The sequence below is a fragment of the Pseudoflavonifractor sp. 524-17 genome, from assembly GCF_009935845.1.
In the GTDB taxonomy this organism is placed as follows: domain Bacteria; phylum Bacillota; class Clostridia; order Oscillospirales; family Oscillospiraceae; genus Pseudoflavonifractor_A.
Window position 1 is genome coordinate 1 of sequence record NZ_QWEK01000017.1, and the last position, 17,648, is coordinate 17,648.

Genomic DNA, 17,648 nt, shown 5'->3' on the forward strand with positions numbered 1-17,648 from the left:
GAAGCGGGGGAAAATCCGCTCTGACTGCCATCCTCTCATGAGGACGGTAAAAGCGGCGGATTACCTATCGCTATACCAGCCCCACCGTCATCAAGGCCGTCTATGAGGCCCTTGGCAATATGGGCTTTACCGGCGGCAATATTTTAGAGCCGTCTATGGGTGTTGGTAACTTCTTCGGACTACTTCCCGACAACATGGCGGGAAGTAAGCTCTATGGTGTGGAGCTGGACAGCATCACCGGCAGAATTGCAAAGCAGCTATACCCCAAAGCCGACATCACTGTGGCCGGATTTGAGACCACTGACCGCAGGGATTTCTATGATGTGGCTGTGGGGAATGTTCCGTTCGGAAATTACAAGGTGAACGACAGGGCGTACAACAAGCTGAATTTCAATATCCACAACTACTTTTTTGCGAAAGCACTCGATCAGGTGCGTCCCGGCGGCGTGGTGGCCTTTGTCACCAGCCGCTACACCATGGATGCAAAAGACCCCAGTGTACGCAAGTACCTGGCACAGCGGGCCGAACTGCTGGGCGCGGTCCGTCTGCCGTCTGACGCTTTTAAGGCAAACGCTGGCACAGAGGTCACAACAGATATTATTTTCCTGCAAAAGCGTGATCGCCCCATTGAGATCGAGCCGGATTGGGTTCATTTAGGGCGCACTGAGGACGGCATACCTGTAAACTCCTATTTTACCCAGCACCCGGAAATGGTCATGGGGACTTTGAAGCTGGACGATAAAATGTACGGCGACAAAAGCGAGGTGGTGTGTGAGCCTTTCCAAGAGACCCCGCTTGCCGCACAACTCCATGAGGCGGTGCAGCACATCACCGGCGAATATCGGGAGGCGGAGCTGCCTGATCTCGGTGAGGACGAGGAAATCCGCGACACGATTCCCGCCGACCCTGATGTAAAAAACTACTCCTACACCATTGTGGATGGAGAGGTGTACTACCGCGAAAACAGCGTCATGGTGAAGCCTGACCTGAACGCCACCGCCAGCGAGCGCGTCAAAGGTATGATCGAGCTGCGGGATTGTGTGCAGAAGCTCATCGGACAGCAGATGGATGGCTTTATCTCCGATGCTACGATTCAGGCGACCCAAGCCGAGCTGAACCGGCTGTACGACAGTTACACCGCAAAATACGGGCTTATCAACTCCCGCGCCAATTCCCTGGCTTTTGCTGATGACAGCTCCTATTTCCTGCTCTGCTCTTTGGAGGAGCTGGACGAGGAACGCAACCTGAAACGCAAGGCGGATATGTTCACCAAGCGGACCATCCGGCCCCATGAGGTCGTGACCAGTGTTGACACCCCCGTGGAGGCGCTGGCGCTCTCCATTGGGGAGCGGGGCAAGGTGGATATGGCGTATATGGGGAAGCTTGTCGGATTATCCGAGGAAGAAATCTATCGGGAGCTGAAAGGCGTTATTTTCCTGAATCCCATGTATGGCTACGGCGGCAGCAGGGAGGAAAAGTATCTGCCAGCCGACGAATACCTCTCCGGCAATGTGCGGGAAAAGCTGGAATGGGCCAGACGCTCGGCACAACTCCATCCAGAAGATTACACCGCCAATGTGGAGGCGCTGGAAACGGCCCAGCCCAAGGATTTGGACGCTTCGGAGATTGATGTGCGCCTGGGCGCGACGTGGATTGACAAAGGGTATATCCAGCAATTCATGGAGGAGACCTTTGAGCCGCCCTATTATCTGCGTCGGGATATTCGGGTGAATTTTTCCGAGTACACCGCGGAATGGAACATCACCGGCAAAAGCGCCGTGGGCTATGGCAACATCAACGCTTCTATGACCTACGGCACCGAGAGGGCTAACGCCTACAAGATTCTGGAGGAAACGCTGAACCTCCGCGACATCCGTATCTATGACACCAAAGTGGACGCTGACGGCAAGGAAAAGCGCGTCCTCAACAGCAAGGAAACCACCCTCGCCCAGCAGAAACAGCAGGCCATCAAGGACGCTTTTCAAGAGTGGGTATGGAAAGACCCGGACCGCCGCGAGGCGCTGGTGCGGACGTACAACGACCTTTTTAATTCCTCGCGCCCCCGCGAGTATGACGGGCAGCACATCATCTTCTCCGGTATGAACCCGGAAATCCGGCTTCGTGAGCATCAGCTCAATGCTGTTGCTCACATTCTTTATGGCGGCAACACCCTCCTTGCCCACGAAGTGGGCGCGGGCAAAACCTTTGAAATGGTCGCCGCCGCTATGGAGAGCAAGCGGCTGGGGCTGTGCAGCAAGAGTCTGTTTGCCGTTCCCAACCATCTGACGGAGCAGTGGGCCGCTGAGTTCCTGCGGCTCTACCCCTCCGCCAATATCCTCGTTGCCACGAAAAAGGACTTTGAACCGCACAACCGCAAGAAGTTCTGTGCGCGCATCGCCACCGGCGACTACGATGCCGTCATTATCGGTCACTCGCAGTTTGAGAAAATCCCCGTATCCAGAGAGCGGCAGGAGCGGCTTCTCCATGAGCAGATTGATGAGATCACAGACGGCATTGAGGAATTGAAAGCCGCCAATGCGGAACGGTTTACCATCAAGCAGTTGGAGAAAACGCGGAAGAATCTGGAGGCAAGGCTTGAAAAATTGCAGGACGGAGCGCGCAAGGACGATGTTGTGACCTTTGAACAGCTCGGCGTAGACCGGCTGTATGTAGACGAAGCACATTCGTTCAAAAATTTGTTTCTCTACACAAAAATGCGGAATGTGGCCGGCCTTTCTACCACCGATGCGCAGAAATCTTCAGATATGTTGATGAAGTGCCGCTATATCGACGAAATGACAGGCGGAAAGGGCGTGGTGTTTGCTACCGGCACCCCAGTCTCGAACAGTATGACCGAGCTTTACACCATGATGCGCTATCTCCAGCACGATATGCTAAAGCGCAAGAACCTGACCCACTTTGACTGCTGGGCCTCTACTTTTGGAGAGACCACCACCGCCATCGAGCTTGCCCCGGAGGGCACCGGCTACCGGGCGCGGACGCGCTTTGCCAAGTTCCACAATCTGCCGGAGCTGATGAACCTGTTCAAAGAGGCGGCGGACATTAAAACCGCCGACCAGCTCAATCTGCCAACGCCGACGCCCATCTATCACAACGAGGTCGCCCAGCCTACGGAAATCCAAAAAAGCATGGTTCAGGAGCTTTCCCAGCGCGCCGCCAAAGTACACGCTGGTTTGGTGGACGCCTCTGTTGACAATATGCTCAAGGTGACTTCGGATGGGAGAAAGCTGGGTCTCGACCAGCGTGTTATTAACCCCGACCTCCCCGACGATCCCAGCAGCAAAGTCAATATGTGCGTGAACAACATCGCCCGGATTTGGCAGGAGGGGCAGGCCGACAAGCTGACCCAGCTCTTGTTCTGCGACCTGTCCACCCCCAAGGCCAAAAACAAGACCGCCAACAGGGGCGGCAATAAGACAGCGGGCAGCGCGGAGCTTCATGCGCTGCTGGCGGCGGTGGATAAGGAAACTCCGGCAGACGAGCCGGAGTTTACGGTCTATGAGGACATTCGCCAAAAGCTCATCGCCCGCGGTATCCCTGCAGAGCAGATTGCCTTTATCCATGACGCCAATACCGAGGTCAAGAAGAAAGAGCTGTTCGCCAAGGTCCGCAGCGGACAGGTGCGCGTCCTCATGGGCAGCACCTTTAAGATGGGCGCGGGGATGAATGTGCAGGACCGGCTCATCGCCCTCCACGATCTTGATGCCCCGTGGAGGCCGGGAGATTTGGAACAGCGTAGCGGGCGTATTATCCGGCAGGGCAATATGAACCCAGAGGTGCATATCTACCGTTATGTGACCGAGGCCACCTTTGACGCCTACCTCTGGCAGACTTTGGAAAACAAGCAGAAGTTTATCTCCCAGATCATGACCTCAAAATCCCCCGTCCGCTCCTGCGAGGATGTGGACGAAACGGCGCTGTCCTATGCGGAGATCAAGGCGCTGTGCGCTGGCGACGAGCGCATCAAGGAGAAGATGGATTTGGATGTGGAAGTCTCCCGCCTGAAGCTTATGCGCTCCAGCCATCAGAGCCAGCAATACAAGCTGGAGGACAAGCTGTTGAAAACCTTCCCCAAGCAGATCGAGCAGGACAAGACCTTCATCGCTGGGTTTGAACAGGATATGCGTACCGTTTAGGAGTATCCCCACCCGGCAGACGGCTTTGCCGGCATGACGGTGCGGGGCGATGTGCTGACGGATAAGGAGAACGCCGGCGCTGCCCTGCTGGATGCTTTTAAGGATGTAAAGGGGCTGGACCCTGTGCCCATTGGCAGCTATCGTGGCTTTGAGATGTCCCTGACACTGGAGGACTTCGGAAAAAAGTATTTCCTTACCCTGAAAGGGGCGATGAGCCACCGCGTCGAGCTGGGTAAGGACGCCCGCGGCAACCTCGCCCGCATTGACAATGTTCTCAGTAACATTGAAAACCGAAAGCAGATTACGCAGGAACACTTAGACAGCCTCTACGCCCAAGTGGAGACTGCAAAAGCGGAGCTGGGCAAACCTTTTCCGCAGGAGCAGGAGTATAGGGAGAAGTCTGCGCGGCTGGCGGAGCTGAACGCCGAGCTGAACATCGACGATAAGACGCCGATGGAGGCGCTGGCCGAGCCGGAGTCTGCTATCGCCAAAAAGCCCCGTCAATCTATCCTCGCCAAGCTGAAAGCGCCGCTGCCGCCGCCCGCTAAGAATGAGAAAACCAAGGAAAGAGAGGTACGCTGATGAACAGAGAGGAATTGAACACCGCCCTCTATGAGAAGATGGCGGCAGAGCAGAACACCTTCCGCGACTGGCTGAAAAGCCAGAACGCGGAGGTGGTGCTGGACCATGCCTATGAATACTCCGTTCGGGAGGACATCGTGATGGCGATGGAGGAATTGGACCTGCCTGCGGAGCAGGCTGCGGCCCTGTTGAAATCTTCTTCCCCGCTGGCTGATGTTTACAAGGCATGGGAGAAAACCGAGACCAACCACATGGACAATGTGCGGGATGTCATCGAAAACAGGGCCGACGATGTGATTCGGGATGAGCGAGATGTGCTGCTGCACACGCCGGTCTATCTCCAGTCCGGCGCACACGCCAGAGAGAACAATGAGCTGGATGTGTTCCGCGCATCCTACAAGGCGAATGTTGCCTGCAAGGAGGCGCTGGAAAAGGCTATAAATGATAATTACAGCGACAACCGCCTGAATACTGACGCTATCTACAAAGAGGTAGTGGGCAGGTTCGGCCCGGAGCGTGTGCAGTTTGTGCTGGCTACCACTATCCAGCACAAGGATTGGGATCAGCGGTTTTCCCGAAACAACAGGGCGTGGGCGCAGGCCGTTCCCATGGAGGCCAGCTTCGGCTCGCGGGAGAACGACCACAGCGTTTACTATGTGGTGGACAGGGCGCACTCCAGCCTGACAGATTTGTTCGTGAGCCACTTCCGCAAGGAACAAGCCAGGGAGAAAGAGCAGCCGAAAAAGGAATCTATCCTGGGCAAGCTGCAAAAGCCCCTGCCGCAACCGGCCGCAAAGGCCGGAAAGGACAAAAGCCATGAGCGGTAAAAATCGCAGGGACAAGACGGTTCTGTTTCGTGTTTCTCCAGAGGAATACGATCTGATGCAGCAGAAAGCGGAATTGTCCGGCATCGTCAGTCTCAGCGCCTATATCCGCAAAATGGCGATTGACGGCTATGTGATAAAGCTGGAATTGCCGGAGCTGCGGGAGATGATCTCCCTCCTGCGGCGCTCCAGCAATAATCTCAATCAGGTCGCCCGCCGCGTCAATTCCACCAGCCGGATTTACGCCGAGGATATGGAAGATATGCTGCGCCAGCAGCAGGAGCTTTGGCAGTGCGCCAATGCAATTTTGCAAAAGCTGGCCGCGATTGCCTGAACAGGAAACTCAACGACGCCCCCGGCCTGCCGCTGGGGGCGTCGTTTTCCCTGTCACTTCTTCTTATTGATAATGTGGTCTGGAAACACCGAGGCGGTAATAAGGTCAGCCGGATCGACCTCCAACGCATCGGCTATGTCATAGAACACTTCCAGTGAAAATGCTTTCGCAAGATTCGGCGCTTCTATTGCACCGAGCAGTGCCCGGCTGATCCCCGCCTTTTCCGCCAACTTTTCCTGCGACAAACCACGCATTTTACGCAAGGTAGAAATTGCGATGCCCAACTGGATGAAACGGTCATAGTTCTTAAAAGATACCTCTTTGCTCATACAGCCGCACCCCCTCGCGTTTGTTTAATATATGTATTATACTGATTTTTCTGGTTTATAGCCGCATAGGACAATTAACACTTGACTAGATCAGATAACAAATGTATATTATTAGAGGGCGTTTGCTGTTTTTGGTAAGCAGCACCTAAGTGAGATGTTTTGCCGGCCGCTATACACAATCATTTAGGATAGAGCTTTATGACTACCTACCCGTATGGGATGGCGCATAAAGCAAATCGCCGTTGCCTCGATAAGAGGAAGTTCAGGAGATAGACGCGCCGGGAAACAGAACAGGGGCATTTGCTTTGCCGCAAATGCCCCTGTATGTTTATATGGAGAGTTTACCATGATGGAGATTTACACAGTGAGCTTTTTCGGACATAGGCAGCTTGACGATTTTATGGAGGCCGAGTGCCGGCTGGAAAAGCTGATCCGAGAGCTGCTTTCCGAAAGAGAATATGTAGAATTTCTTGTTGGGCGAAACGGCGACTTCGATCAGCTTGCGGCATCCACCGTCCTGCGCCTGAAACGGACGGTACGGGATGATAACAGCTCCCTTGTTCTTGTCCTCCCATATCTGACGGCGGAGTATGCCAACAATCACGATTCTTTTGAGGGCTACTATGACGAGATCGAAGTATGCCAAGCCGCCGCAGGCGGACATTTCAAGTCGGCCATCCAGACAAGGAACCGCGAAATGGTAGACCATTCCGATTTGGTAATCTGCTGCATTGAACGAAATAAGGGCGGGGCCTATCAAACGATGCAGTATGCACAGAAACAGGGAAAGGAAATCATCAACATAGCTGGGATACTCAATGAAATTATTTGAAAGGGGGTATGCCTCTGGCGACAACGCGCATTATTCCCATGCACATCAACAAGGGAAAGACGCTGGCACAGTGTTTGTCTGACCGAATGGGTTACGGGGAAAATCCCGAAAAGACAAACAGCGGAGAGTACATTTCCTCCTATGAGTGCGACCCTCAAACAGCCGACTCAGAGTTTCTGCTTTCTAAAAAACAGTATCTGACGCTCACAGGCCGGACACAGGACAATGATGTGATCGCCTATCAGATACGGCAATCCTTTAAGCCGGGAGAGATCACGCCGGAGGAAGCCAACCGCATCGGCTATGAGTTTGCCATGCGCTTTACCAAGGGCGAACACGCCTTTATCATCTGCACCCATGTAGATAAAAAGCACATCCATAATCATGTGTACTGGAACTCGACTAAACTATCTTGTATGGGAAAATTCAGAAACTTTTGGGGCAGTACAAAAGCCGTCCGTGAACTGAGCGACCTCATCTGCATGGAGCATCGGTTGTCTGTGATTAGTAATCCGAAGCGCCAAGGCAAGAGCTATAACAAGTGGCTGGGCAGTCAGGCCAAGCTCTCCCATTGGGAGGAAGTGCGTATCCTTATAGACGAGGCGCTTGCCAAAAAGCCGCACAGCATGGACGCCCTGCTGGAGCTGCTGTCCGCCTCCGGCTATGAAATCAGGCGCGGGAAAAATATTACTTTGATGAAAGCGGGCCAGAAGAATATCCGTCTGAACTCGTTGGGCGAGGGCTACACTGAGAAAGAGCTTTTCGCGGTGATCTCCGGCGCAAAGGTACACACGCCCAGGAAAAACCGTCGGCTGACCGCTCCGAAAAAAGCAAAACTGATTAAAGAGATTGAGGACAAGCTGAACGGGCGGCACTCACAATGGGATTCTGTCCGTATCCTGAAACAGATGGCGCGGTCTGTCCTCTATGTCCAGCAGCACGATTTTGACACCTTTGACGAGCTGGCGAAAAAGTCTGCGGCGGCATCAGCGCGGGTGGGCGAATTAGGTGCGACCATAAAATCTGCCGAAAAGCGCATGGCGGAGATCGCTGCGCTGCGGACGCACATCATAGGCTACGCCAAGACTCGCGAGGTGTATGCCGGCTATCGGAAAGTAGGCTATTCCAAAAAATATCTGGCCGCGCATGAGGACGATATTATCGTCCACAAGGCAGCAAAAAGGGCCTTTGACGAGGCGGGCCTCAAAAAGCTGCCTACGGTCAAACGGCTGAACGCCGAGTACGCTGAACTTCTGGCACAGAAAAAAGCGGCCTATGCCGAGTACGCCGAGGCAAAAAAAGAAATGCGGGAGCTGCTTGTCCACAAGGCCAACGTCGAGTATATCCTGGGCTTGGAGGAACAGGAGAAAACGAGGATCAGAGAGGCCGAGCGCGAGAGCGCGAGGTAAAATAGCGCCGGAACGGTGCGTAGCCGCAGATGCCAATCTGCGAAATAGGGGTTTGGGGGCGGGAGCCACCAACAAGCTAAATCGGAGATTTCTGCTCCGGCAGAAATCTCCGATTTTCCGCATCTGTATATACAGATGCATTGCTTGCCGCATCCTTTATCTCCCGTCTTTCGTCCCCCGTCCCAGTATAGATGAAAGAGAGAGACCCCAAGATGGGACGCGCTTGCCCTCGATTAGTCTGCATACTATAATGGCCTATAATAGCAGGCTCTATTGCAAAGAAAATTTATTTTATAATTTTTCAAAAATCCTGTCCCCAAACTCTCCTTTTCCAAGTTTATATAAGTAGTGGGTATGTTGTGGAGAAAGTGCTTCTGAGGGCACCAAACCCACCCTGATATGAGACAGAATACGAGGTAGCTCTCCATGTTGATATATTTGCAAATGCTCGATACGCCAGAGGAAAGGGCAAAATTTGAAACTCTATATTATGCTTACCGGCGAACCATGCTGCATATTGCCATGCAGATTTTGAAGGATCACCAACTGGCCGAGGACGCGGTGCAGGAGGCTTTTCTGCGGCTGGTGAAAAATTTTTCAAAAGTCGGACAGATAAATTGTCCCCGAACACGAATGTTTACGGTTATTATAGTTAGAAACATCTCGCTTACTATGCTTGCGAAACGAGAGGAAGAAAATATTCTTGAGAGTCCAGAGGCCATGATTCCGATAGAGTACGATCTGGAGGAAGATGTGCTGGATCGGATTGCTTATGAGGAGGTGTTGAGTGCCATCCAAAAGTTGCCGGTTATTTATAGGGACATTCTGTATCTCCAATGCGTGGAGGAATACAAGCTGACGGAAATTTCCAAGTTACTGGGCATTGAAGCAGAGACAGTAAAAAAACGCGCCCAGCGAGGGAGAAAAAAGCTGTTGGATCAACTGACAAAGGAGCATGAAGATGAAAACGCTTAAAGCGGCTTTGCAAGAGGCGTATTTCATGGAGTTGGAGGAAATACCTTCCGATGAAATATTGAGCGAAGATGATACTCTGACTTTTTCATCAGCTTTTGAACGCAAAATGAAAAAGCTAATTCGCAGGGCCGATCACCCTGTCCGGCATCGAATTGCCCAAGCTGCGGCTTGTCTCCTGCTGTTGGCGCTGTTGAGCGGCTGCACCGTATTGGCAGTCAGCCCGGAGGCAAGGGCGGCGTTCGTGGGCTGGATACGAGAAACGTATGAATCGTGGTTCGTTTACCGCTATTCCGGCGAGGAGCAGCCTCCCTCGGAGGATAAAGTATACGCTCCCACATGGGTTCCAGAGGGGTATGAGGAAATCGTTGCACCGCAAGTTGGAACCTATATCCGCTCGCAATATGAAAATAACGAAAATGAATTGTTGACTGTCTCATATTTGAAAGGCACAGAAAAATCATCGCTGAATGTGGAATGGGAGGGCGCAATCGTTCAAGAATCTTCTGTAGGGAATTTGCCTGCGGATTTATACCTGAATCCGAACGATGGTCCCAGCATTTTGGTGTGGACGGATTATGAACGTGATGCTGTTTTTTGGATTACCGCCCCATTGTCGGGGGGCGAATTAGTAAAAGTTGCCGAGAGCATCCAGCAATCGGAGTCCATGCCCAGGCGGTACAGGGTGACCTGGCTGCCCTTGGAGTATGGCGGGTATTATTTGGAGTCGGAGAACGAGGAGGCAGGAAGCGGCGAGATTGTGTACGGCAACGATCAGGGCTTCTCCATCACATTCGGGTATTCCAATGACGATGCCCAGGCGCCCAGGCCCAGGACAAACGGCGTCAAGGCTGTCTCTGTGGACGGTAGGGCCGCGGAGCTGTACCCAAGCGGCACCAAGGGCGGGGACAGTGTTTTGGTGTGGCCCGCCGCCGAGGGCAGAAGCACCCTATGGGTGTGCGCACCGTTGCCGGAAGAGGAACTGATCCAGATTGCGGAAAACGTGATCGTACAGCTCAACAGATTCACAGACCTGATTGATATCCAGACTGCCAACGAAGGAGAAACTCCGCTGCTGGAGGCAGTGGAACAGGCGTTGACGGAAACCTATGTGGCCCAGGTGGAGGACTGCGCCAAACGGGCCGCAAAAACCGGCAATTATGCGTCGGAGGAGTATGACCGGTTACAGAATGACCAGATGGCCCGGTATATCTCCCCGGAACGGGAGGAAGCGCTGGCCCGTGTCTCCGCCCTAACCGATGCGCTCCGGAAGGAGGGGCGGTCTGGCGAGACCATTGTGAGCCTGTTCGGCCCGTTCTACGCAGCCACCATCTGGGTGAGCGACGATGTTGATTACGCGCTGCTTGCCGAATACGGTATGTTGGATACGTTGGAATACTATTTCGATACCACTGCCAATATCGTGGACGAGCGGGGCGTATTGATTGCCACCTACCAAATTCACTATCTCAGTGGCCGTGGAGAAACCATCACGGTGCCCACCGCCGAGGAAATGCAGTTTATGTATGAGAGCAATCAAATTTATCTAAAGGCATATCGTGCGGCACAGGCGGAAACAACCCAGGAATGAAATGGAGGAACAAAATATGCGTTTTAGCGGTATTCCAAGGAGTTACCGTACCAGCATGAGGCGAACATCGGGGATGTTGTCTATGCGGAGCAGGACAACTTCATCGCTTTTTAGTTCGTTGAAAAGTGGGGGACGGTTCAAGCTCAAATCCGGCAGTTTGCTTAACAATTCATCCATCAGCCGTAAGTCTAATAAAACTTCTCTCTCCAAAATTATTCGCTCGGATATCGTGAATGTCAGCGCTGTCAGCAGCAAGGTTAGCAGCGGTCTGACCAAGGAATATGTGAGTGCGCTTGAAACCCAGGCCAAGAAGGATGCCCAAGCCGGGGCCTATGGCAAGGATGGCAAAATGTCAGAGCTTCGAGCTGAACAGATGAAGAAATATATCTCCCCAGATCGGGATTCAGCTATTTCCCAGGTGTCAAAGCTCCTATCGGCCGGTTCGTTTCAAAAGGCAGGGGCAAACAGAGCGAAATTATCTGGCCTGCCCTATACAGCCACCGTAACAAAAGGACGGAATGGGACGACAGCAGAAATTTTCGACGAGTATGGAGAGAAGTTTGCCAGCTATGACGGTAAAACTGGTGAATGGAAAAAGATAGCTACCAAGGCTGAAGCACAGTTCCAGACAGCATCGAGTTCAATCTTCGGTGAAGCCTATCGCGCGGCCCAATCTGGGCTGCGTAGCAGTAGTGGAAACAGAACACAGTCCAGTTTAGACTTTCGTGCATAACAAGGAGGCAGCACTATGGCAATCAACGGTGTTCTCGGTGCTTACAATTCTTATGGCTCTTATAGAGCCACCAGCAGACCCACCAACCGTTCAGCGTCCAAAATATCAGTCAGCGAGGACGGCTTATATGAGCCGATCAGCAAGAAAGTCAGTGGAGCTTTATCTGACGAGTATGTTGAGCAAATCAAAGCCCAAGCCCGCGCTGATGCTGCAAAAGGCCGCTACATGGACGGGTACGATAGCAAGCAGCGTACCGGCTTTACAGCCATGATGAATACGCAAATGAAACAGTATGTTTCCCCGGATCGGGCAAACCCCACTTCCCAAGTGTCCGCCGCAATCAACGATCCTAAACGTGTCTGGCATACTGGGGCAAATCTCTTGGATTTGTTAGACGGCCTCTGTACTGCCAAAGTATTCCACGGGCCTATGTTTGGAACTACGGCGGAGATTTATGACGGGAATGGCGAAATGATTGCGGGCTATCGTGACTCTTGTGGTTGGTTCGATGTTCCCACGAAAGACGAAACACGGTTCCAGTATGAATCTGCTCAGATTTACTGTGAGGCATACAGAGCGACCGAGGCAGAGATAGCCGCCGCCAAGCAGACGGCGGCTCCGGCGGTGAGCGGGGATGCACCCGCAAGTTTTGATATAAAGGTCTGATAGCCTTAATGAAATATGTGCTTTTCCCGATAAAGGTGTTGCTCCTGCCGAATATCCCAGCGCCATCATTGTTCCCAGCGTCGATCTGGATGAACCCATCGACCCCAACGTTTTGTAGATGAGCATAGACTCACCTATCCCCGCAATCTTAATTTAATGTTAGAAATAGTTTTCCTCCAATCCAAAACGCCTCTAAAACCGTAATTGCTTTCCCCGCAGGACTTAATTTTTCCGAGCACAAGCCGATATAAAAATTAAGGATGTTTTCCGTAGAAATGTGGGAAAAGAGGTTGACAAACGCTATGATTTGTGCTACCGTCAAGCAAGCGTAGCTATGACTATATAGCTTCGCAGCCTTTTTGCGCGGTTACGGTAGATACGTTTTTATAGTAAAAGGCGTTTTTTGCCGCATGGTTATCCATGTGGCAAAAAGCGCTTTTTTCGATTTTACAGCGGATCATTGGACAAATCGAAAAGAAATCCAAAATCAGAAATGAGGAGGCAATCCCATGACAATCACGCAGATGGTACAGAGCCAACAGCGGCAGCGCATCGGTGAGTTGGTCCAGAAGCAGCAAGATAAGCCTCATATCAATCCCTACGGTACTCCCGGCATGAGTCTAAACGATGCCGGCGACTATCGGAAGATGGTCCCCGTAGACAAGAGTGTGGTGCAGCAGGTCAAGCAGATCGCTTTCAACCATATGAAGAACAGCTATGGCGTGAGCGATGGCGAGGACATCAGCAAGGTCATTCGGGACTATACCATGTCCTTGGCTCCAGAAAAACGACTCAGTGCATCATGGACGCTGAATGAGATTTTTCAAAGCGAGGCCACTCGGCTGGGAGAGTTTGTCCATCAGCAAGACCCGAATTGGAATTGGGGAAAGCCCTTTGACATCAGCATCTTGGACGACTACCGGCAAGGTGTGGATATGCAGGTATAATCGGATCATAACCCATAAAGAGCATATTTTGAACTGGGGAGGTATAAACGATGTCTTTGATCGTATCACAGACGCCAGTGAACCGGCTCCCCGCCAAACTGGTAAATAACGCTGCTTTTGTCAAACAGATTGGCTTTGACCCCGTACATCAGAGCACCGAAAGCAATCAGCCTGCGGAAAAAATTCATGGCGGTGAGCATTCGCACTTTGATTCCGTTTCCATCAGTGATAGTGCAACGATGCACATATACAGCGACCCCACTATGTCTATTGAGGCCGGGCCGGATGCGCCTGCTTACGACCCCGATGCAAAAATACGAGTCTATTTCAATGCTCTCTCTGGCAGGGACTATTATCTCACTCAGGAGCGAGCGCAGAATGGTGCGGTGGCGGATTACTTTTTTGAACTGCGTCCCGATGATATTGAGCAGCAGGCCAAGGCCATTGTCAGCGGTGAAGGATATGATCCCTATCATCCGGCTACAGAGTTTTTTGTCAAGGGCCTATGCCAGTGGTTTTCGGAGGAGGATACAAAATCTGTTGCTGAAACCTTCGAGGCGGTGTGCCGCGAATATGCGGGGATACTGGAAACAGGGCGTACCCCTGCCCTGTCGGAATTGAAAACCACTTTTTCCTTCTGCGGTGAGGAAGTCAGCGTTTCCAAACTGTTCAATATGGTAGAGGCTGGGAAGAAGATCTCACAGCAGTCCAGTCGGTACGGTTGCATTGGAACCAGTATGTATATCGGCCTCGCTGCTGAAGGGATGTTGAAGTCAGCAGCCTTGAATTATGCAAATACATTGTCCTCCGGTGTCGGTAAGGCATTTGCGGACAATTTTGAGAAACTTTTTGATAACAGCGCAAAGTGTAGTGTCCAAAAGTGGAATGAGTGGAGCAAAACGGACGCAAGCAGCACCTTGCCAAAAGACTATCGTGACTATATCGCAGATCAAGCGTCCTACGCCTATCAGTTGTTCTCCCAGTCCAATCTGACCAGCGGGGATGTATCCGCTAAAATCAATCAGTTTTGTATCAGGAACCAGTACACTTACGGAGGCATGGCGACAACTGATTTCCGCAATATTATGAGTGGGTACTATCAGGAGATCGTAAAGCTGCTTGCATGACAAGAAAGGAAGTAAGCCGCACAAATTAGGAGGCATTGATGTGAAAAAAATCTCTGTTCTTTTACTTGTCCTATCTCTGGCATTGAGCCTCTGTGCGTGTTCCAAAGCAAGCCAGATTCCATCTCTCGAAGAAATTGTAGAAATGGGACGGAATGGGGCAATGAGCAGCTACAGCGGTCACAGGGATGGACATTGGCAGACCTTGAAAAAGTATGGGGGAAAGCCGATGGCGGACTGTCTGGAATGTATGGCTGCTTCTGGAAAGTAAATGATAACGCATCGGTCACTGTGCGATATTATGATGCGGAGATTGATAATATCAGATATATTGCCGTTACTGAAGCGGAAGATAAGGAAACAGCTTCGCTCACAACTGAAACGACAGCTTTGGATGATATTACGCAAACGTCGATTATTGAATCGGATAAAGACGCATTAGACATTGTGAACATTATTGATAGAACAAAAACAGAAGGACTTCCCTATGATATGGCAGAAGAAAAGTTTTTTGAAGATGGTGACAATGAATACTATTTTAGTGGGATTTATAGCCATTATGTTATCGTTCACTATGGAGACGGGAGCCAAGAAGATATAGTAACTGCTTTGAACACCGGAAAGGCAATCATTTCTGATTTGGACAAATTTGGGGTAAGTTATACTGTTAAGCCCTCTGGGATGAGAAGTGCTGAACTACCCAATAATCCCATCAGTCAAACCGGGACCGAAGAAGCAGAAATGAGGTAGATAAAAGTGAATGTAACAAACTTTGCAAATCTTTTTCACCAAAACAGTATCTTCCAGCAGAATAAACCGCTGGGGCAAAAACTTGTTCAGCCGCCGATCAATGACACACTGCACCGGCTATCCGAAAATCTGCTGAACGCGAAAAATCAGGCAAAGGATATGAAAACCCGGTTTGATACGTTGGAGCTGTCGGCGGAGGCCACGGAGGGCAAGAAAAATTCCGCGCTGGAGGAAATGCCGGAGGGCCTGCTACACTTCTACTTAAACCAGTGTAAAGTTGGCGCGCATTTGAGCCAGCAGCACGAAGCGTCTTTGATGGAATACCGGGATCAGCTCTCCGCCTTTGACCAAACCATTCAAGAATATCAGGATATGCTGGACGGCAACAAGGCTTTGCCGGAGCAGATGAAGCTGGAGCACATCTCCAAGCTGCTGGACGCTACCAGGGCAGCGCGTGAACAGTTTATGCAGCAGGGCGCGGCGGAGCTGAACCGGGTATCGGATAACAACCCCACCCAAGAAGGCTATATGGGAAAGGCTTACAGCAAGGCCGCAGAGTGGGCAGGGAACGGCTCTAATGATACCCACTGGCAAATCGACACCTCCTCAGACGATATTTACGGTGAAATTGACCGCGCTCTTTCCTCCGCGCATAGCATAACATCCACGTTCCAAAAAGGGGCCTCCAACATCCTGGCCGAGTTGAAGCGGCGGGACTGTGTCGAGGAGGGGGAAGAAATTCATTTTGAAGATCAGGAGACAGCGACCAGCGGCGCCGTTCAGCGAGAATCGCTGTTTCAGTCCATTTATAACGGGATATGGAACACGTTCAAACAGAGCGTTGACAACGGTGCAGAGTAAACAATAGCAGACAATCGCTCAACCGCTATAACTCTATTTTAGGGAGGACACACCATGAATATCATGAACTGGGGAAACATCCCCAACATTACCAACCAGATCACCACCGGCGCACCCCAAGCGGGCCTCCGTTGCGACCCCAGTGCTGCGGTATGCTCCACCGGCAAGAGCGTGGCCCCCGGCACGGACATCAGCGGCCTTGGAACGCTGAAAAATATTGATGAAGCCGCCCGGCAGGGTTACCGGGAGGACTTCTCCATTCGGGATGCGGCGGAGGGCCTGTGGCGGAAGGAGAATTTTAACTTCAACATCTTTGACCCTGCCAGCATCCAGCGGATGCAGGATCGTGTGCGGCAGGGCACCTATACCATGACGCCTACCGATGCGGAACTGTCTTCTTACATAGATACCCTGCGGCAGAACGGTCTGGACGGTGCTGTGGACTGGAACGGCCTGAGCCATGAGATGAAGTCGTTCCAGGCCACCTCTGCGGAGGAGCTGGAGGATGGGCTGAACTACATGGCCTCCCGCTATGTGGCGGCGCTGGATAAACTGGAGCGCAACTATACCGGCGACGAACTGACCACCCAGCTTGCCAAGCTGGAGGAAATCTATCAGGCCGGAAAAGCTGGTATGATTGATGGCTACACCCAGCTTTTGCAGGACAATCTGGGTATCTCCGACAGTGACGCCCAGGCAGTCCGGGACAGTTTCTCCTCCATCCTTGCGGAGAAAGAGGAGGCTTACCGGGGCGCGTTAAAGCAGGTCCATGAGGCCGTGGCGCAGACTGGTACGGACAGCGTGTGGCTGAAGAACCACGATGCCTATATCGCCTCCCAGCTCCGGGCGGCGGCAGGCGCATCAGGGCAGAGTGGGGCCCGATACTCGGTGCAGGACCTGACCGCCGCCGGCCAGATTGCCCAGAACTACCGGACGGAGATTGACGGCGCATCCTCCTGCGGGCGGAACGAAGCGACGTTGGCGCTGGGTCTGTCCATGGCGGACATGAAGGCGGAGGCCATGATCTCCAAGGGGCTGGTAAGCGGCAGCATGGCGGACCTGCTCCGAAGCAGCCGCACCCAGGGGCACCAGAACGCCCTCGCCGCTCTGGACCGAGCCCTGGCGAACCGGGAGAGCCACCGGGCCACCGGCGAGCCCAAGGGAACCTACGCCCCGGTAGACAGTGCGGTGTTTCGGGGAATCTACGATGCTGTCTTGGACGCCTATCGTCAGAACGGCGGCGATGCCGCCAAGGCAATCCAAGCTGGTGCCTCCGCCGGGGAGAAGCTGACCGCTCAGGCTACCGCCAGGGCTCCCAAGGCCGCGCGCTGGGGCGCGAGCATGAGGAGTTATTGGCAGGAGTTTTACAAGGTCCCGGAGGAGCAGGCCACGGTCTTGGGCTTGCAGATCAAGTATCTGACGAACCAAAAGTCCAGGAGCTCTGCCTACCAGAAGTACGTTACCGGCTGGCAGGACTTCCTTGCCTCTATTGGCGGCGGAGTGGATATGCGGGCGTAAATACACATGGCGATGCCGT

At 52.5% G+C, this 17,648-nt stretch carries 14 protein-coding genes and 1 pseudogene; 14 read left to right on the forward strand and 1 reads right to left on the reverse strand.

Features of this window, described 5'->3' with window-relative positions; translation table 11 throughout:
• Positions 1–743: 743 nt before the first annotated feature.
• The 3 genes and pseudogenes from D1159_RS07360 to mobC all read left to right on the forward strand — a co-directional run bounded on the left by D1159_RS07360 (position 744) and on the right by mobC (position 5,897).
• A pseudogene (locus D1159_RS07360) lies at positions 744–4,739 on the forward strand (SNF2-related protein).
• Positions 4,739–5,566 (forward strand): DUF3849 domain-containing protein, encoded by an 828-nt coding sequence (locus D1159_RS07365; protein ID WP_161845039.1) that lies wholly within the window; start codon positions 4,739–4,741, stop codon positions 5,564–5,566. The pseudogene D1159_RS07360 and the gene D1159_RS07365 overlap by 1 nt, the downstream one beginning before the upstream one ends.
• Positions 5,556–5,897 carry a plasmid mobilization relaxosome protein MobC gene (gene mobC, locus D1159_RS07370; protein WP_161845040.1) on the forward strand — a complete coding sequence of 114 codons (342 nt, stop codon included), beginning with the start codon at positions 5,556–5,558 and terminating at the stop codon, positions 5,895–5,897. The genes D1159_RS07365 and mobC overlap by 11 nt, the downstream gene beginning before the upstream one ends.
• Positions 5,898–5,950: 53 nt before the next feature.
• Here the strand turns inward: mobC and D1159_RS07375 are convergent, their stop codons facing one another.
• A complete protein-coding gene (locus tag D1159_RS07375; RefSeq protein ID WP_161845041.1) occupies positions 5,951–6,226 on the reverse strand; it encodes a helix-turn-helix transcriptional regulator in 276 nt (91 codons plus the stop codon).
• A 346-nt stretch (positions 6,227–6,572) separates the two neighbouring features.
• On the opposite strand from D1159_RS07375, the gene D1159_RS07380 reads away from it, so the two are divergent.
• The 11 genes from D1159_RS07380 (at position 6,573) to D1159_RS07430 (ending at position 17,629) form a co-directional block, all read left to right on the forward strand.
• Positions 6,573–7,058, forward strand: coding sequence for a hypothetical protein (locus tag D1159_RS07380; protein WP_347563648.1), 486 nt, complete (start codon positions 6,573–6,575; stop codon positions 7,056–7,058).
• Between the two features lie 14 nt (positions 7,059–7,072).
• A complete protein-coding gene (locus D1159_RS07385) occupies positions 7,073–8,467 on the forward strand; it encodes a relaxase/mobilization nuclease domain-containing protein (RefSeq protein ID WP_161845116.1) in 1,395 nt (464 codons plus the stop codon).
• A 426-nt stretch (positions 8,468–8,893) separates the two neighbouring features.
• Complete coding sequence (locus tag D1159_RS07390; RefSeq protein ID WP_161845042.1) at positions 8,894–9,442, forward strand: sigma-70 family RNA polymerase sigma factor; 549 nt, start codon at positions 8,894–8,896, stop codon at positions 9,440–9,442.
• A 682-nt stretch (positions 9,443–10,124) separates the two neighbouring features.
• On the forward strand, positions 10,125–11,030 hold the full coding sequence (locus D1159_RS19565) for a DUF4367 domain-containing protein (protein ID WP_347563649.1): 906 nt from the start codon (positions 10,125–10,127) through the stop codon (positions 11,028–11,030).
• 16 nt (positions 11,031–11,046) lie between these two features.
• The gene (locus tag D1159_RS07400) at positions 11,047–11,763 is read left to right on the forward strand and encodes a hypothetical protein (protein WP_161845044.1); all 717 of its coding nucleotides are present in this window, start codon (positions 11,047–11,049) and stop codon (positions 11,761–11,763) included.
• Between the two features lie 15 nt (positions 11,764–11,778).
• Positions 11,779–12,429 (forward strand): hypothetical protein, encoded by a 651-nt coding sequence (locus D1159_RS07405; protein ID WP_161845045.1) that lies wholly within the window; start codon positions 11,779–11,781, stop codon positions 12,427–12,429.
• A gap of 509 nt (positions 12,430–12,938) precedes the next feature.
• The gene (locus D1159_RS07410; protein ID WP_161845046.1) at positions 12,939–13,376 is read left to right on the forward strand and encodes a DUF3879 family protein; all 438 of its coding nucleotides are present in this window, start codon (positions 12,939–12,941) and stop codon (positions 13,374–13,376) included.
• 50 nt (positions 13,377–13,426) lie between these two features.
• Complete coding sequence (locus tag D1159_RS07415; RefSeq protein ID WP_161845047.1) at positions 13,427–14,503, forward strand: hypothetical protein; 1,077 nt, start codon at positions 13,427–13,429, stop codon at positions 14,501–14,503.
• Positions 14,504–14,695: 192 nt separating this feature from the next.
• Positions 14,696–15,250, forward strand: coding sequence for a hypothetical protein (locus tag D1159_RS07420; RefSeq protein ID WP_161845048.1), 555 nt, complete (start codon positions 14,696–14,698; stop codon positions 15,248–15,250).
• A gap of 159 nt (positions 15,251–15,409) precedes the next feature.
• A complete protein-coding gene (locus D1159_RS07425) occupies positions 15,410–16,111 on the forward strand; it encodes a hypothetical protein (protein WP_161845049.1) in 702 nt (233 codons plus the stop codon).
• Between the two features lie 54 nt (positions 16,112–16,165).
• Complete coding sequence (locus tag D1159_RS07430) at positions 16,166–17,629, forward strand: hypothetical protein (RefSeq protein WP_161845050.1); 1,464 nt, start codon at positions 16,166–16,168, stop codon at positions 17,627–17,629.
• Positions 17,630–17,648 lie beyond the last annotated feature (19 nt).

Excerpts from the sequence above, each read along its gene's own strand:
- D1159_RS07365 (WP_161845039.1), top strand. The coding sequence starts at position 4,739 with ATGAACAGAGAGGAATTGAACACCGCCCTCTATGAGAAGATGGCGGCA.
- mobC (WP_161845040.1), top strand. The coding sequence starts at position 5,556 with ATGAGCGGTAAAAATCGCAGGGACAAGACGGTTCTGTTTCGTGTTTCT.
- D1159_RS07375 (WP_161845041.1), bottom strand. The coding sequence starts at position 6,226 with ATGAGCAAAGAGGTATCTTTTAAGAACTATGACCGTTTCATCCAGTTG.
- D1159_RS07380 (WP_347563648.1), top strand. The coding sequence starts at position 6,573 with ATGATGGAGATTTACACAGTGAGCTTTTTCGGACATAGGCAGCTTGAC.
- D1159_RS07390 (WP_161845042.1), top strand. The coding sequence starts at position 8,894 with ATGTTGATATATTTGCAAATGCTCGATACGCCAGAGGAAAGGGCAAAA.
- D1159_RS07400 (WP_161845044.1), top strand. The coding sequence starts at position 11,047 with ATGCGTTTTAGCGGTATTCCAAGGAGTTACCGTACCAGCATGAGGCGA.
- D1159_RS07405 (WP_161845045.1), top strand. The coding sequence starts at position 11,779 with ATGGCAATCAACGGTGTTCTCGGTGCTTACAATTCTTATGGCTCTTAT.
- D1159_RS07410 (WP_161845046.1), top strand. The coding sequence starts at position 12,939 with ATGACAATCACGCAGATGGTACAGAGCCAACAGCGGCAGCGCATCGGT.
- D1159_RS07415 (WP_161845047.1), top strand. The coding sequence starts at position 13,427 with ATGTCTTTGATCGTATCACAGACGCCAGTGAACCGGCTCCCCGCCAAA.
- D1159_RS07425 (WP_161845049.1), top strand. The coding sequence starts at position 15,410 with ATGAAAACCCGGTTTGATACGTTGGAGCTGTCGGCGGAGGCCACGGAG.
- D1159_RS07430 (WP_161845050.1), top strand. The coding sequence starts at position 16,166 with ATGAATATCATGAACTGGGGAAACATCCCCAACATTACCAACCAGATC.